12 protein-coding genes, 1 tRNA gene and 1 pseudogene are annotated in these 15,371 nt (G+C 71.1%); 9 read left to right on the top strand and 5 right to left on the bottom strand.

The window, feature by feature from the left end; genetic code table 11:
* Positions 1-148 precede the first annotated feature (148 nt).
* The gene (locus ACFYW5_RS01750) at positions 149-952 is read left to right on the top strand and encodes a nuclease-related domain-containing protein (protein WP_389414951.1); all 804 of its coding nucleotides are present in this window, start codon (positions 149-151) and stop codon (positions 950-952) included.
* A gap of 26 nt (positions 953-978) precedes the next feature.
* On the opposite strand, the gene ACFYW5_RS01745 is transcribed toward ACFYW5_RS01750, so the two are convergent.
* Both ACFYW5_RS01745 and ligD read right to left on the bottom strand, forming a co-directional pair.
* A complete protein-coding gene (locus tag ACFYW5_RS01745; RefSeq protein WP_389414950.1) occupies positions 979-2,244 on the bottom strand; it encodes a vanadium-dependent haloperoxidase in 1,266 nt (421 codons plus the stop codon).
* Between the two features lie 72 nt (positions 2,245-2,316).
* Positions 2,317-3,204 carry a non-homologous end-joining DNA ligase gene (gene ligD, locus ACFYW5_RS01740; RefSeq protein ID WP_389414949.1) on the bottom strand — a complete coding sequence of 296 codons (888 nt, stop codon included), beginning with the start codon at positions 3,202-3,204 and terminating at the stop codon, positions 2,317-2,319.
* Between the two features lie 86 nt (positions 3,205-3,290).
* On the opposite strand from ligD, the gene ACFYW5_RS01735 reads away from it, so the two are divergent.
* Positions 3,291-4,388, top strand: a complete 1,098-nt coding sequence (locus ACFYW5_RS01735) for a Ku protein (protein ID WP_389414948.1) — start codon at positions 3,291-3,293, stop codon at positions 4,386-4,388.
* A 38-nt stretch (positions 4,389-4,426) separates the two neighbouring features.
* Here ACFYW5_RS01735 and ACFYW5_RS01730 read toward each other — a convergent pair whose 3' ends face one another.
* From ACFYW5_RS01730 to ACFYW5_RS01720, 3 genes are all read right to left on the bottom strand, one after another.
* Positions 4,427-6,184, bottom strand: a complete 1,758-nt coding sequence (locus ACFYW5_RS01730; RefSeq protein WP_389414947.1) for a beta-ketoacyl-[acyl-carrier-protein] synthase family protein — start codon at positions 6,182-6,184, stop codon at positions 4,427-4,429.
* A gap of 286 nt (positions 6,185-6,470) precedes the next feature.
* Positions 6,471-7,298, bottom strand: a complete 828-nt coding sequence (locus tag ACFYW5_RS01725) for a hypothetical protein (RefSeq protein ID WP_389414946.1) — start codon at positions 7,296-7,298, stop codon at positions 6,471-6,473.
* Positions 7,299-7,500: 202 nt separating this feature from the next.
* Positions 7,501-7,572 (bottom strand) — tRNA-Arg (locus ACFYW5_RS01720).
* 97 nt (positions 7,573-7,669) lie between these two features.
* Between ACFYW5_RS01720 and ACFYW5_RS01715 the strand changes: the two genes are divergently transcribed.
* The 7 genes and pseudogenes from ACFYW5_RS01715 (at position 7,670) to thrB (ending at position 14,988) form a co-directional block, all read left to right on the top strand.
* The gene (locus ACFYW5_RS01715) at positions 7,670-8,170 is read left to right on the top strand and encodes a response regulator (RefSeq protein WP_389414945.1); all 501 of its coding nucleotides are present in this window, start codon (positions 7,670-7,672) and stop codon (positions 8,168-8,170) included.
* A 157-nt stretch (positions 8,171-8,327) separates the two neighbouring features.
* A pseudogene (locus ACFYW5_RS01710) lies at positions 8,328-9,104 on the top strand (hypothetical protein); the annotation flags it as partial.
* Positions 9,105-9,140: 36 nt separating this feature from the next.
* Positions 9,141-9,908 (top strand): DALR anticodon-binding domain-containing protein, encoded by a 768-nt coding sequence (locus ACFYW5_RS01705; protein WP_389415616.1) that lies wholly within the window; start codon positions 9,141-9,143, stop codon positions 9,906-9,908.
* 16 nt (positions 9,909-9,924) lie between these two features.
* Positions 9,925-11,316 (top strand): diaminopimelate decarboxylase, encoded by a 1,392-nt coding sequence (lysA, locus tag ACFYW5_RS01700; RefSeq protein WP_389414944.1) that lies wholly within the window; start codon positions 9,925-9,927, stop codon positions 11,314-11,316.
* Positions 11,317-11,475: 159 nt separating this feature from the next.
* Entirely contained in the window at positions 11,476-12,768 is a 1,293-nt protein-coding gene (locus ACFYW5_RS01695) for a homoserine dehydrogenase (RefSeq protein ID WP_389414943.1), read from the top strand.
* Positions 12,769-12,774: 6 nt separating this feature from the next.
* A complete protein-coding gene (gene thrC, locus ACFYW5_RS01690; RefSeq protein WP_389414942.1) occupies positions 12,775-13,833 on the top strand; it encodes a threonine synthase in 1,059 nt (352 codons plus the stop codon).
* Between the two features lie 225 nt (positions 13,834-14,058).
* Positions 14,059-14,988: a homoserine kinase gene (thrB, locus tag ACFYW5_RS01685; RefSeq protein ID WP_389414941.1), complete on the top strand. Its 930-nt coding sequence runs from the start codon at positions 14,059-14,061 to the stop codon at positions 14,986-14,988.
* Positions 14,989-15,371 lie beyond the last annotated feature (383 nt).

Genomic DNA, 15,371 nt, shown 5'->3' with positions numbered 1-15,371 from the left:
GATCGCTCCCTCGGCGGAGCGCCCCCGCCCTCCCGCGGGTACGCAAACGGCGCCTCCCCCGACGTCCCCACCCAACTCCGCTCAAAGGCAACCGTCTTCTTGCCTCGGAGCACCCCGCCTGTTCCCATGGTCAAAGGGGTGATGGTGCATGAGCGCACTGCGGGTCGTGCCGTCCTGGCGCCACGGTCAGGAACGGCTCTACGTCTGCCGCACCGACGGCAGGAACATCGCGTGGTACGACCGTGAGACCGCCAGGGTCAACCTGCTCAGCGACGAGCGCCGGGAGGACGTCCTGGAAGTCCTCGGCCCGTTCCTCACCGGACCGGTGACCGTGGGACCGCCGCCGGTCCCGACCCCGGCCGAGCTGGCCCGTCTCACCCTCCACCCGGACGACGACCTGGCACCCAACCGCCCCGGCGAGGCGCTGCTGATCGCCCTGGACCGCGACCCGGTACCGCCCCGCCGCCTGCGCACCGACCCCCGGCGCCGCGCGCTCACCGCCGAACAGACGGTGGGGGAGGCCCTGGACCGTCTGGACGGCGCCGGCTGGCACACCCTGCACTCGGTCCCACTGCCCGGCGGAGCGCGGATCCACCACCTGGCGATCGGCCCGGCGGGACTGTTCGCGATCCACACCCTGTACGCCCGCAAGCAGCGGATCAGGGTCGCGGACCCGCTGCTCCGTATCGGCCGCCGCGAGCCGGAGCCCCTGCTGCGCCGCGTCCGGGACGACGCCGGCCGCGCCTCGTACGCGCTGACCGCCGAGGTCCACCCGGTCCTGGCCCTGGCCGGCCCGGCGGACGTCACCGTCACCGGCCCGCTGCGCGAGGTCCGCATCCTCCAGGACGCGGACCTCGGCGAGCTGGCCCGCCAGGGCGGGGTCCTCAAACCGGCGGACGTGGAGGCCCTGCACGCGATGGCCCGGGACCGGAACACCTGGGCCCGGGTCTGAACCCCTGACCCCCTGGGCGCCGGGAGCTAGCGGACCGGCCTGAAGTAGTGCGCGAGCGCGAACCGGCCGATCTGCCGTCCGATCCGGTTGCCGACCTCGTCCGCCGTGCGGAAGTGAATGCCCTCCCACACCCGTGCGTCGATCACGTCCCGGTTGAAGTCGGCCGAGTCCCGGTAGGTCCGGGTCGTGCCCGTCACCGACGAGTGCACCCGCAGATCGATGTCACCACCGGTCAGCCGGTCCAGTACGGCCATCACGGCCCCGTCGGTGGCGCAGTGCCCCCCGATGTAGTCGGGGTACGGCGGCGTGTTGGCCAGCGGCAGCCATGCCGGATCGGCCTCGGTGTCCGGGTTCCCGTCCGTGTCCGCGAGCCGGATCGCGGTGACCGGCCGCCACAGCGCGTAGGTCAGCTTGGAGTTCCAGGTGGTGATCGTGGCGTCCGCGGAGGCGGTGTTCACCGCCGCGAACAGCCGGGCCGCCTCGACGATGTCCAGACCGCCCCGCGTGACGCGCTCGCGGTACGCGGACTGCAACTGCTGCGGCAGCGAATCCGTGTAGAACCGGGCAGTCTCCGTCTGCTCGGCCGTCCGCTCGGTGCTGTTCTTCGCCCCCATCGCCTTCACCTCGGCGAAGTCGCGGGCGTAGCGCTCCGAGGTCAGCTCGGGCGGCGGGCCGGGCATGAACCGGTCCGGCGAGTCCAGCAGCATCGGCCGCAGCTTCGCCATCCACGGGTTCACGAAGGGCCGGTTCCCGGGCGGCGCGGGCCGCCAGACACCGGGCGCCGGGGTCCGGTCGTACGTCACCGTCGCGTCCCGTCCGTCCCCCTGCCGCAGCTCGATGAGGTGCTCGGCGGCCCGCTCCCCGAAGGCGACCCCCTCGTCCGCGGCCCTGCCGTCGGGGATCTTCGAAAGCGAGGCGGCGTAGGCCGCGTCGATCCGCGCCCTGGAGTCCGGGAAGTACGTCAGCAGCACCCGGCGGGCGGCAGCGGCGGCGGCCGCCTCCGACGAGGCGTGACGGGGTCCCCGTACGTCCCACTTGTACGGCGTGTAGCGGCCCTCGATGCCGACGACCGCGTTGTACACGGCCGCCGAGACGAAGCCGTACCAGATGAACGGCTCCGCCGTGGGCTTGCGGGCGTCCACGCTGACCACCTCCTCGGCGGTCCGGTTCCAGTCGGTGATCACCTCGGAGTCCGGGGTGTGCGGGCCGGCCTCGGGGGCGGGGGAGGCGGGGAGAGCGGCACCGAGGGTGAGGGCGGAGAGGCCGACGATGAGGGCGCGTCGGAGATGCATGCGGCTCCTTTGGTGGGGGTGGGGCGTTGGGGAACGCCGGGGAAGGGGCGCGGCGGTGCGGATGGCGGGCGGTCAGTCCTGCGGCAGGGTGCCCGCCCGGTCCTGGTCGAGGAGCGGGGCCAGCAGGTCGCCGTAGTCCTGGATGCGGGGGGCGAGATCCGGCGCGGTGAAGGAGAGCTGCGCGGGGGTCCGGCACTCCTCGACCTCCGCCCAGGTGACCGGCGCGGACACCCAGGGCTCAGGGCGGGCGCGCAGGGTGTAGGGCGTGGCCGTGGTCTTGCGGGCGGCGTTCTGGCTCCAGTCGACGAAGACCTTGCCGGGGCGCAGGCTGCGGGTCATCCGGTGCAGGACCAGCCGGGGCAGGGCCCTCTCGGCCTCCACCGCGAGCGCCTTGGCGTACTCCGACACCTGGTCGGAGGAGGAACCCCGGACCGCGGCCAGCAGATGCAGCCCCTTCGAACCGGAGGTCTTCGCGTACGCCTCGATCCCGTCCTCCGCCAGCCGCTCACGCAGCCACAGGGCGACCTCGCAGCACTCCACGATCGTCGCGGGGGTGCCGGGATCCAGGTCGAGGACCAGCCGGTCGGCGGCGCCGGGCGCCCCGGCGACCCACTGGTGGGTGTGGAACTCGGCGACCTGGTTCGCCGCCCACATCAAACTCGGCAGGTCCTGGACGAGCACCATCCGGGCCGGCCCCTCCGACCGGGGGACCTCGGCGGTGGTGACCCACTCGGGTGTACCCGGCGGCACGTTCTTGGTGAAGAAGACCTGTCCGTCCGGCCCGTCCGGGTAGCGCAGGAAGGAGACCGGCCGGTCACGCAGATGGGGCAGCAGTACGTCGGCGGTGGTGGCGTAGTAGTGCAGCACCTCGCCCTTGGTGAAGCCGGTCGCCGGGTACAGCACCTTCTCCAGGTTGCTGAGCGCGAGCCGTCGCCCCTCCACCTCTGTGATCGGCGTCATACGATGAGACTCCCATGAAAATGGGATGAAGGGACTTAAAGCGCCCCATACCGCGCCCCATCCCGCGCCTCATATCCAACGAAAGGGTGCTGCACGTGAGATCCATCTGGAACGGCGCCATCTCGTTCGGTCTGGTCAGCATCCCGATCAAGGTGGTGAACGCGACCGAGAGCCATGCGATCTCCTTCCGCCAGATCCATACGGAGGACGGCGGGCGCATCCGGTACCGGAAGTTCTGCGAACTGGAGGACCGGGAGGTCACCCAGTCGGAGATCGGCAAGGGTTACGAGGACGCGGACGGCTCGATCGTGCCGATCACCGACGAGGATCTGGCGCAGCTCCCCATCCCGACGGCGAAGACGATCGAGATCGTGGCCTTCGTCCCGGAGGACCGCATCGACCCCCTCCAGATGGACGCGGCGTACTACCTCGCCGCCAGCGGTGCCCCGGCGGCGAAGCCCTACACGCTGCTCCGCGAGGCGCTGAAGCGCAGCAACAAGGTCGCCATCGCCAAGTTCGCCCTCCGCGGCCGGGAACGCCTGGGCATGCTCCGGGTGGTGGGCGACGCCATCGCGATGCACGGCCTGCTGTGGCCGGACGAGGTCCGCGCCCCCGAGGGCGTGGCGCCGGACGTCGACGTCACGGTCCGCGACAAGGAACTGGACCTGGCGGACGCCCTGATGGACACCCTGGGCGAGGTCGACCTGGAGGACCTGCACGACGAGTACCGCGAGGCGGTGGAGGAGGTCATCGCGGCCAAGGCGGCCGGCGAGGTCCCCCGGGAGGCTCCGGAACCGGCGACGGGCGGCAAGGTCCTGGACCTGATGGCGGCCCTGGAGAAGAGCGTCCGCGCGGCGAAGGAGTCGCGGGGCGAGGAGCCGGCGGAGGTCACGCACCTCCCGCAGCGCAAGACGTCCCGCTCCACCCCGAAGCAGGCGACGGGCAAGAAGTCGACGTCCGAGGCGAAGAAGACGGCGGCCAAGAAGACCGCCTCGCCCTCGGCGAAGAAGTCGACGTCCACGGCGAAGAAGAGCGCGTCGTCGGCGAAGAGCGGGGCGTCGTCGGCGAGGAGCACGGCGTCGTCGGCGAAGGGCACGGCGGCGAAGAAGACGGCCTCGGCGGGCAAGAGCACGGCGAAGAAGACGGCGGCGAAGAAGACGGCGGCGCGCAAGCGGTCGGCGTGACCGGGAAGAGGGTGCCGCCTCTTTACGGCTTCTTGTCCTTACCCCACCCTCCGCAACGCCAGCACGGCGTTGTGCCCTCCGAACCCGAACGAATTGCTGAGCACCAGATCCCCCCGCTCCGGCAACGCCCGCGGCGCCCCCCGCACCACGTCCAGCCCGATCGCCTCGTCGGCCTCCCCGCTCCCCACGGTCGGCGGCACCACCCCGTGATGCAGCGTCAGCACCGCGGCGACGGCCTCCACCCCGCCCGCGGCGCCTTGCAGATGCCCCAGATGCCCCTTGAGCGCGGTGACCGGCACGGCGCGCTCCCCGAACACGGCCCGCAGGGCTCCCGCCTCCGCGAGATCGCCCTCGACGGTGGCCGTGGCATGGGCGTTGATGTGTACGACGTCCACCACATGCCCCCCGGCGTCCCGCACCGCCCGCCGCAGCGCCAGCGCGACCCCGCTCCCGGACGGATCGGGCGCGGCCATGTGATGCGCGTCGGCGGACAGCCCCCACCCGGCCGCCTCGCAGTAGATCCGGGCACCCCGGGCGACGGCATGCTCCTCGGCCTCCAGGACGAGCACCCCCGCCCCCTCCCCGTTGACGAACCCGTCGCGCCCCTTCCCGAACGGCCGGGAGGGCGACCCCTCGTCCACACCCCCCGACGCCAACGCCCGCATGGACGCGAAGGACGCCATGATCGCCGGCGTCACCACGGCTTCGGCCCCGCCCGCGAGGGCGACGTCGACCCGGCCGTACCGTATGCGGTCGATCGCCTCCCCGATGGCCTCCGTGCCGGAGGCGCACGCGCTGGTCACGGTCCGTGCCTCGCCCGTGATGTGCAGGTCGAGCGAGACCTGCGAGGCGGCCTGCGACGGCACCGTCATCGGCGTGGTGAGCGGTGAGACCGCTCGCGGCCCCTTCTCCTGCAGCCTGCGGTCCCCGCCGACGAGCACGGACGCGTCCCCGAGGATCGCCCCGAGGCTCACCCCCACCCGCTCCGGATCGACCCCGCTCTCCCGGGTCCCGCCCGCGGCGAACCCGGCATCCGCCCAGGCCTCCCGCGCGGCCAGTACGGCGAACTGCGCGGCCCGGTTCATCCGCCGAGCGGCAGCCCGCGGCAGCAGTCCGGCAGGGTCGACGGGCACCACACCCGCCACCCGCACGGGCAGCCCCGCGAACTCCTCCCCGGCCAACTCCCGTATCCCGTGCCGCCCGTCGAGAAGTCCCCGCCACAACTCCCCGACCCCGACGCCGAGCGGTGACAGGGCCCCGAGCCCGGTGACGACCACTCGCCGGGGCCGGGGCACGGCAGCGGCCTCGGCCGCCGGCCGCGCCTCATGCCGTACGACGAACCCGTCCCGGTCCGCGTCGCGGGCCCACCGCCGCACGTCGTCGTCCGACACCGGTTCGCCGGCGTCCGCGTCGAGGTCCCGGTGCCACCCACCCCACCGCCGCACGTACGTCACCTCGGCGGCGAGCGGATCGACGGCCCGCAGCGAGGTCACCCGGTCCCCGTCCCGGAAGCCGACCCCGTCCAGCGCCACCGACGACACCAGCGGCACGTGCCGTACATCCACCCGCCGGCAGGCCACCGTCACCTCCCGCCCCCGGGCGAGCAGTTCATCCCGGTCCACCCCGCCGAGCGGCGGCCGCAGGGTCACCCGGACCGACTCCGGCGACTCGGGCAGGGTATGCATCACGACGAACCACCGCTGCCGTACGACGTCTTCACCCGACAGGGCGACCAGATCCCCGGGAACGACCTCGGCGACGCTGACGGAGTGCGGACGTACAGGAACTTGGTCCATATCTGTACGAGCTTCCCGCAGCGATGCGCTCCATAACCAGACCAGGAGGAAGCGCACCACACAACTAGTCACGCTCGCACCGCAGTTGCCCCCATAGAGCCACCCCTCGATGGAGACGCCTCGGCGCCCAACTTGGCGACCATCGAGGCGCCGTCGGTACTCGGCCTGCGCCGCGGCAGCGCGCACACTTGGACCCGAGGCTGTCGCTGAATTCAGGGTGACTGTCACTTCTATGCTGCGACATTTGAGGCGGCTCGCGATAGCGGCATGGCCGACTTCTTGGAGATCAGGAAACCTGACTGTGCAGCTCCACTTTCGCGGCTCGGACGAAGATTACTTCTTCTTCGTCGAATTGACGAGCGGCATCTAGGTATGCACTGCTGAGCATTGGGGGACGGGGTGAGTACCCCTCGATGAGTGCCTCGAACTCTTCGTATTCGAGCACGTTGGATGGTAGGGCGTTCCCGGCCTCACGGCAGGAGCGTTTTGCGACTCGAGCTTCCGGAGCGGAGGTCGCTGTGTACAGGCGACGCAGCTGGGAAAGTTCCCGTATGAGCCTCTCGGCAGCGGAGCTTACGGGCGACGGTTGATCATCCAACAGTCTGTGGAGCTTTCCCAACGCTCTTTCGAAGATGGCCTGCCTGCCTAGGTGAAGCACCATCACTTGAACGGCATTGGTCATCCCTGCGGCAGGTGCAGCTACCTCATCAGGGCCCTCCAGTTCGACGATCGTTTGGGCTGCCTTGAGGGCGGCGAGAGCGTCGTCAATAGCGGTCTTCCCGGATCTGATGTTCTCCAAGGGGAGTACTTCGGAATTTTCCATGGCGAACCGCTCACTCACCTCCGCTACGCGATGCACGGAAAGCAGGAAGGAGACATAAGCTTCTCGCTGGATGCCACGACGCCATTGCATACGATTGGCGTATGTTTCGGCACGGACAGCGTCCAATGCTGCACGGTATGCAGAATCAGCTTGAGCCATACCCGCCTCGCTCGTGGCTTCCGCCGTGCGCAAGGCGGCCTTCATCTGCCATCGGCCTATGAGCACTGTGGCGGGTATCCCGACGAGCGCCACTCCGGCCGCGGAGAGCGCCCCTATTACCTCAAGGTCCATGCCCGTCATGGTGTCGCAACCCCTGGGGCGCAGCCGGACCGCGGCCCTAGCCGTGCAGGCTGAGACTGTTGGCCCACACGCTCCTCACACACAAACAGTGCGTAGCAATGAGAAAGAGCGGGAGTCAGTGAGACTGACTCCCGCTCTCTCATGTCGGCATCCGCCCAGCTCAGCGCATGATTTTTGCTGGCTGTGTGGCGAGTGCCCCCGGCAGGATTCGAACCTGCGCACACGGCTCCGGAGGCCGTTGCTCTATCCCCTGAGCTACGGGGGCGTGTCGGGCGCCTTGCTTGGCGGCGACGGGTAGAACCCTACCAGCTCACCGGGGGTGTTCATGAACCGGTTTCCGGGGGTCGGGTAGCTCGCACGGGGTGGAAGTGGGCAAAACCCGGACGCGGTGGCCGGTCCGGACCTACTCTCGAGTTGTGTCAGGCGCGCCGGGCCGGGTGCTTGTTGTGGACGACAACAAGGTCATCCGGCAACTGATCAGGGTCAATCTCGAGCTGGAGGGCCTCGAGGTCGTGACCGCGGCCGATGGTGCCGAGTGTCTGGATGTGGTGCATCAGGTGCGTCCGGACGTCATCACCCTCGACGTCGTCATGCCCCGGCTGGACGGGCTGCGCACCGCCGCGCAGCTCCGCGCCGATCCCCGAACCAGAGATCTGCCCCTCGCCATCGTCAGCGCCTGCACCCAGTACGAGGTCGAGAGCGGCCTCGATGTCGGCGTCGACGCGTTCCTCGCCAAGCCATTCGAACCCACCGAACTCGTCGCCCTCGTACGTCGGCTGATCGAGCGGAAGCAGAGCGGTGGGGGCGTCCTGGGGGCCGGGGCGCGGGCCAGTGCCGGGGACTGCGGGCGGGGTGGCGGCTGAGGTCGTCGCATCGGCGGGGGTGCTCGGTCGGCGGGGGTCGGTCGGTGTGATCGTGAGCGGTCCACCCTCCGGGCGCGTCCCATCCGGCCGTCCACATCCCGGACCATCGCCCAAACCCGCTCGCTTACCCACCCCCCTTCTCCCCTACGCTTGTCCCGTGACCCCCGTCGAGCTCTCCCGTACCGTGCTGCGCGCGGTGCGTCGTGCTGTCGACGAGGGGGAACTGCGCGTGGCCGTGCCGGAACGGGCCGTGGTGACCGTGCCCGGGCCCGGCGGGTGCGGGGACTACGCCACCAACATCGCGTTGCAGCTCGCTCGCCCGGCGGGGCAGACGCCGCAGCGCGTCGCCGAGATCCTGCGGCCGTATCTCGTCGGGGCGGACGGCGTCGACGACGTCGTCGTCACCGGACCCGGGTTCATCAACTTCCGTCTGCGGGACGCGGCCCCCATCGCTCTCGTCGAGGACATCCTGCGGCGCGGATCGCGGTACGGCTTCGCCGACGGGCCCAGTGGGCAGGTCGTGCAGCTCCACTGCCCTCACGAGGTGCGTGCCGTCGTCGTCATGGACGCCGTCGCGCGGATCCTGCGGTCGCAGGGCGCCCTCGTCCGTACCAGCTGCGAGGCCCGCCCCGAGCAGGCGTGGCAGGACGTGCTCGGTGTCGACGTCGACGCGTACGGCCGACCCGCCGCCCCCGCGCCACTCGACGTCAACGTCCGTCCGGTCCCCGCCCCCGGCGACCCCGTCCCCCTCGGCGCCGACGCCGCCCGCTGGGCCCTGCTGTACCCCGCCGCGCACGACCGGCCCCGCATCACCGACGAACACCTCGTCCAGCGCGAGTCCAACCCCCTCTTCCGCGTCCGCTACGCCCACGCCCGCATCCGCGCGACCACCCGCAACGCCGCGGCCCTCGGCTTCACAGCACAACCGGACCCCACGCCCACCCCCACGACGCCCCCCGCGGCCCTCGGCATCTTCGCGGAACCGGGACCCGCGCCCACTCCAACGGCCGCCACCGCTCCCGCCTCGCCCCCCGCGGCCCTCGGCGTCTCCGCAGAACCGGGACCCGCCCCCACCTCGACGACGCCCCCGGCCCCGGCCTCGCACACCGCCGACCTCGGCGTCTCCGCAGAACCGGGACCCGCCCCCACCTCGACGACGCCCCCGGCCCCGGCCTCGCACACCGCCGACCTCGGCGTCTCCGCGGAGGCAGATCCCGCCCGCGCCCCTCACCCCGCAGGCCCCGCCCTCGCCCCAGAAGCAGCGCCTACCCAGGCCCTCGGCCGCACCGCGGCCCCCGCCCGAGCCCCGCACGCGGCCCTCGCTCCCGCCTCGTACGCCGCCGCCCCGGCCATCACCGAGGAACCGGGCCCCACCCCCTCCTCGACGGCGGCCCCCGCCCCCACCCCGCAGCCCACCCTCCTCGCCGCACCCCCCGAAGTCACGGCCCTCACCACCCCCCTCACCGCACTCCCCGAAGCCACCCCCCTCATCACCCCCCTCGCCGACCACCCCCGCATCCTCGCCGCCGCCGCCACCCACCACGCCCCCGATCGTCTCGCCCGGCACCTCGTCACCGTCGCCGATGCCGTTCTCGTTCTTCTGCCTGCCGTGCTGCCGCGCGGTGCGGAGAAACCCTCGGTCGCCCACCGTTCCCGGCTCGCTCTCGCCGAAGCCGCCGGGGCGGTGCTGGCCGGCGGCCTGTCCCTGCTCGGCATCGACGCACCCGAACACCTCTGAGGAAGCCACAAGAGTCATGAGCCGTTCCGCACACCCCGCCGGGCCCCGCCACGCCGATGTCCTGCCCGAGGGCCACTACTCCGCCCCGCCGGCCGATCTGAACGCCCTCGACCCCAAGGTGTGGGCCCAGACCGTCACCCGCGACCAGGACGGCGTCCTCACCGTCGGCGGAATCGATGTGCAGACCCTCGCCGAAGAACACGGCACCCCCGCCTACGTCGTCGACGAGACCGACTTCCGTGCCCGCGCCCGCGCCTGGCGCACCGCGTTCGGCACCGACGCCGACGTCTTCTACGCCGGCAAGGCCTTCCTCTCCCGCGCCATCGTCCGGTGGCTGCACGAGGAGGGGCTCAACCTGGACGTGTGCTCCGGGGGCGAACTCGCCACCGCCCTCTCCGCCGGGATGCCCGCCGACCGCATCGCCTTCCACGGGAACAACAAGTCGGTCGCGGAGATCACCCGGGCCATCGAGAGCGGCGTGGGACGGATCGTCCTCGACTCCTTCCAGGAGATCGTCCGCGTCGCCCACATCGCGCAGGGGCTCGGCAAGCGGCAGCGCGTGCAGATCCGTATCACCGTCGGCGTCGAGGCCCACACGCACGAGTTCATCGCCACCGCCCACGAGGACCAGAAGTTCGGTATCCCGCTGGCCGGGGGACAGGCCGCGGAGGCGGTCCGGCGCGCCCTGCAGCTGGACGGGCTCGAACTGATCGGGATCCACTCCCACATCGGCTCGCAGATCTTCGACATGTCCGGGTTCGAGGTCGCCGCGCACCGGGTCGTGGGGCTGCTCAAGGACATCCGGGACGAGCACGGCATCGAGCTGCCCGAGATCGACCTCGGGGGCGGGCTCGGCATCGCCTACACCAGCGACGACGACCCCCGCGAGCCGCACGAGATCGCCAAGGCGCTCACCGAGATCGTCACCCGTGAGTGCGAGTCCGCCAAGCTGCGCACGCCGCGCATCTCCGTCGAGCCTGGGCGGGCCATCGTCGGGCCCACCGCCTTCACCCTGTACGAGGTGGGCACCATCAAGCCGCTCGACGGGCTGCGCACCTACGTCTCCGTCGACGGCGGCATGTCCGACAACATCCGCACCGCGCTCTACGACGCCGAGTACAGCGTCTCGCTGGTCTCCCGTACGTCCGACGCGGCGCCGATGCTCGCCCGGGTGGTCGGCAAGCACTGCGAGAGTGGGGACATCGTCGTGCGGGACGCGTTCCTGCCCGCCGACCTGGCACCCGGTGACCTGATCGCCGTACCGGCGACCGGCGCCTACTGCCGGTCCATGGCCAGCAACTACAACCACGTGCTGCGGCCGCCCGTCGTGGCCGTGCGGGACGGCGAGTCCCGGGTGATCGTCCGCCGGGAGACGGAGGAGGATCTCCTGCGTCTCGATGTCGGCTGATCGCCAGGCCGATCGCCTGAAGCAGCGGGGCGGAAGATCTTCCGGTCTCCACCCGTCAGGAAAATGAAATAGTCGTCTCACGATCCGGACCAGGGATAGAAACTCCGGTCCGGTGAGTGAGACTGGTGCAACCGTAGAAGGTAAAGGAAACGAGGTCGGATGATGCGTACGCGTCCGCTGAAGGTGGCGCTGCTGGGCTGTGGAGTGGTCGGCTCAGAGGTGGCGCGCATCATGACGACGCACGCCGACGACCTCGCCGCCCGGATCGGCGCCCCCGTGGAGCTCGCCGGAGTCGCCGTGCGACGCCCCGACAAGGTGCGTGAGGGCATCCCGCGCGAACTCATTACCACCGACGCCACCGCGCTCGTCAAACGCGGCGACATCGACGTCGTGGTGGAGGTCATCGGCGGCATCGAGCCCGCCCGGTCCCTCATCACCACCGCCTTCGAGCACGGCGCCTCCGTCGTCTCCGCCAACAAGGCCCTCCTCGCCCAGGACGGCGCCGACCTGCACGCCGCGGCCGAGTCTCACGGCAAGGACCTCTACTACGAGGCCGCCGTCGCCGGCGCCATCCCGCTGATCCGGCCGCTGCGCGAGTCGCTGGCCGGTGACAAGGTCAACCGCGTCCTCGGCATCGTCAACGGCACGACGAACTTCATCCTCGACAAGATGGACTCGACCGGCGCCGGCTATCAGGAGGCCCTCGACGAGGCCACCGCCCTCGGGTACGCGGAAGCCGACCCCACCGCCGACGTCGAGGCCTTCGACGCCGCCGCCAAGGCCGCCATCCTCGCCGGAATCGCCTTCCACACGCGCGTGCGTCTCGACGACGTCTACCGCGAGGGCATGACCGAGGTGACCGCGGCCGACTTCGCCTCCGCCAGGGGGATGGGCTGCACCATCAAGCTGCTCGCCATCTGCGAGCGGGCCGGGGACGGCCGGTCCGTCACCGCGCGCGTGCATCCCGCGATGATTCCGCTGACCCACCCGCTCGCCTCGGTGCGCGGCGCGTACAACGCCGTCTTCGTCGAGTCCGACGCCTCCGGCCAACTCATGTTCTACGGCCCCGGCGCGGGCGGCGCCCCGACCGCCTCCGCCGTGCTCGGCGACCTCGTCGCCGTCTGCCGCAACCGGCTCAGCGGCACCACCGGACCCGGCGAGTCCGCCTACGCCGACCTGACCGTCTCCGGCATGGGCGATGTCGTCACTCGGTACCACATCAGCCTTGACGTCGCCGACAAACCGGGCGTTCTCGCCCAGGTGGCGACCGTCTTCGCCGAGCACGGTGTCTCCATCGACACGGTTCGGCAGCAGGGTAAGGACGGTGAGGCGTCGCTCGTCGTCGTGACCCACCGTGCGTCCGACGCGGCCCTCGGCGGCACCGTCGAGGCGCTGCGCAAGCTCGACACCGTGCGTGGTGTCGCCAGCATCATGCGGGTTGAAGGAGAGTAACCAGCAATGACCCACCAGTGGCGCGGAATCATCGAGGAGTACCGGGACCGGCTGCCCGTCTCCGCCACCACACCGGTCGTGACGCTCCGTGAGGGCGGCACGCCGCTCGTGCCCGCGCAGGTGCTCTCCGAGCGCACGGGCTGCGAGGTCCACCTGAAGGTGGAGGGCGCCAACCCGACGGGGTCCTTCAAGGACCGCGGCATGACCATGGCCATCACGCGGGCCAAGGAGGAGGGCGCCAAGGCGGTCATCTGCGCCTCCACCGGCAACACGTCGGCCTCCGCGGCCGCCTACGCGGTGCGCGCGGGTATGGTTTCGGCCGTTCTCGTGCCGCAGGGCAAGATCGCGCTCGGCAAGATGGGCCAGGCGCTGGTGCACGGCGCGAAGATCCTCCAGGTCGACGGGAACTTCGACGACTGCCTCACGCTGGCCCGCGCGCTCAGCGACAACTACCCCGTGGCGCTGGTCAATTCGGTCAACCCGGTACGTATCGAGGGCCAGAAGACGGCTGCCTTCGAGATCGTCGACATGCTCGGCGACGCCCCCGACATCCACGTCCTGCCGGTCGGCAACGCGGGCAACATCACCGCGTACTGGAAGGGTTACAGCGAGTACGCCGCCGACGGTGTCTCGAAGCGGACCCCGCGCATGTGGGGTTTCCAGGCGTCCGGTTCCGCGCCCATCGTGCGCGGCGAGGTCGTCAAGGACCCGTCGACGATCGCCACCGCGATCCGCATCGGCAACCCCGCCTCCTGGCAGTTCGCGCTCGCGGCCCGGGACGAGTCCGGTGGCTTCATCGACGAGGTGACGGACCGTGAGATCCTGCGCGCCTACCGCCTGTTGGCCGCCCAGGAGGGCGTCTTCGTGGAGCCGGCGTCCGCCGCGTCCGTCGCCGGTCTGCTCAAGGCCGCCGAGCAGGGCAAGGTCGACCCGGGCCAGCGGATCGTGTGCACCGTCACCGGCAACGGCCTGAAGGACCCCGACTGGGCGGTCGCGGGCGCCCCGCAGCCCGTCACCGTCCCGGTCGACGCGGCCACGGCGGCCGAGCGGCTGGGTCTGGCCTGATCAGCGCCGCACAGGGGGTGCACAGGGGGCTTACGACACGCATCGTGCGCCTCCTGTGCGCCCTATGTCGCCACTGAACCTTCCTTCGATAGGCTGTACCGAACCCGCCCGCCGCATATGCCCGAGCATCCGGCGGGGCGCCGCGCCGTCTCCACGGCCCGAGGGTCATCCCGTACGTATCGAATGTCTTCGACAATCACGCAGCTCAAGGAGAGTCATCGAGCGATGGCCGGTCCAGCCTTCCGCGCCGCCGCCGTCCGGGTGCGCGTCCCCGCCACCAGCGCCAACCTCGGTCCGGGCTTCGACGCCTTCGGCCTGTCGCTGGGGCTGTACGACGACGTGGTCGTCCGGGTGGCCGACTCCGGGCTGCACATCGACATCGCGGGTGAGGGCGGCGAAACGCTCCCGCGCGACGAGAAGCACCTGCTCGTACGGTCCCTGCGCACCGCCTTCGACCTGCTCGGCGGACAGCCGCGCGGCCTGGAGATCGTGTGCGCCAACCGCATCCCGCACGGCCGCGGCCTCGGCTCCTCCTCCGCCGCCATCTGCGCCGGCATCGTCGCCGCGCGTGCCGTGACCATAGGCGGTGAGTCCCGGCTCGACGACGCGGCCCTGCTGGAGCTCGCCACCGAGATCGAGGGCCACCCCGACAATGTCGCGGCCTGTCTGCTCGGCGGTTTCACGCTCTCCTGGATGGAGTCCGGCGCGGCCCGGGCGATCAGGATGGATCCCGCCGATTCCATCGTTCCGGTGGTTTTCGTGCCCGGGAAGCCGGTCCTCACCGAGACCGCGCGCGGCCTTCTCCCGCGCACCGTGCCGCATGTCGACGCCGCCGCCAACGCGGGCCGTGCCGCCCTGCTCGTCGAGGCCCTCACCCGGCGCCCCGAACTGCTGCTGCCCGCCACCGAGGACCGTCTGCACCAGGAGTACCGCGCCCCGGCCATGCCGGAGAGCGCCGCGCTGGTGGAGCGGTTGCGGGCCGACGGAGTCCCGGCGGTCATCTCGGGAGCGGGACCGACCGTGCTCGCGCTGGCCGACGGCGACAGCGCCGACAAGGTGGCTCATCTGGCGGGCGAAGGATGGGCCGCGAACCGGCTCGACCTCGACGCCCGGGGAGCGAGCGTGCTGCCGCTCGCGCCCTCCGGTGACTTTTGAAAGCGCACGGTTGCCGGATTTCGAGAGGGGGAATGTTTGTTGGATCCGGTAGTGTTAATCTCAAGTCTGCACCCGACCCCACCATGGCGAGGTGCTTTGTGTCCCCGTCCGGGACAGACATTCTTCCGGGAGCCTCCCAAGCCGCACTGTGTTCCGTACGACGTACGCGGGCGCTGAGCGACTCGCCGGGCACGCTCCGGAACCGGTGCGACCAAGCCACGTGACACGGACACTCAGTGCCACGGCTCTGGGAAGCGCCATCACCGATATTTCTTCCGCCGCTTTGGGCGGACCACCGCCCCGGCCGGTCCACGAAAAGGACCACAGCCGGACAGCACAACCGGTCGCCGAGCCAGACAGGCCGACGTCCGCTCCAGGGAAGG

Origin of the sequence: Streptomyces sp. NPDC002779 (genome assembly GCF_042888685.1) — a bacterium.
Classification (GTDB): Bacteria; Actinomycetota; Actinomycetes; order Streptomycetales; family Streptomycetaceae; genus Streptomyces.
Note: the sequence above shows the minus strand (reverse complement) of the source record. Positions and strands in the feature narration are given on the sequence as shown.

What these genes read in the sequence shown, in the direction of transcription:
- ACFYW5_RS01750 (WP_389414951.1), top strand. Translation starts at nt 149, where the DNA reads ATGAGCGCACTGCGGGTCGTGCCGTCCTGGCGCCACGGTCAGGAACGG.
- ACFYW5_RS01745 (WP_389414950.1), bottom strand. Translation starts at nt 2,244, where the DNA reads ATGCATCTCCGACGCGCCCTCATCGTCGGCCTCTCCGCCCTCACCCTC.
- ligD (WP_389414949.1), bottom strand. Translation starts at nt 3,204, where the DNA reads ATGACGCCGATCACAGAGGTGGAGGGGCGACGGCTCGCGCTCAGCAAC.
- ACFYW5_RS01730 (WP_389414947.1), bottom strand. Translation starts at nt 6,184, where the DNA reads ATGGACCAAGTTCCTGTACGTCCGCACTCCGTCAGCGTCGCCGAGGTC.
- ACFYW5_RS01725 (WP_389414946.1), bottom strand. Translation starts at nt 7,298, where the DNA reads ATGGACCTTGAGGTAATAGGGGCGCTCTCCGCGGCCGGAGTGGCGCTC.
- lysA (WP_389414944.1), top strand. Translation starts at nt 9,925, where the DNA reads ATGAGCCGTTCCGCACACCCCGCCGGGCCCCGCCACGCCGATGTCCTG.
- ACFYW5_RS01695 (WP_389414943.1), top strand. Translation starts at nt 11,476, where the DNA reads ATGATGCGTACGCGTCCGCTGAAGGTGGCGCTGCTGGGCTGTGGAGTG.
- thrC (WP_389414942.1), top strand. Translation starts at nt 12,775, where the DNA reads ATGACCCACCAGTGGCGCGGAATCATCGAGGAGTACCGGGACCGGCTG.
- thrB (WP_389414941.1), top strand. Translation starts at nt 14,059, where the DNA reads ATGGCCGGTCCAGCCTTCCGCGCCGCCGCCGTCCGGGTGCGCGTCCCC.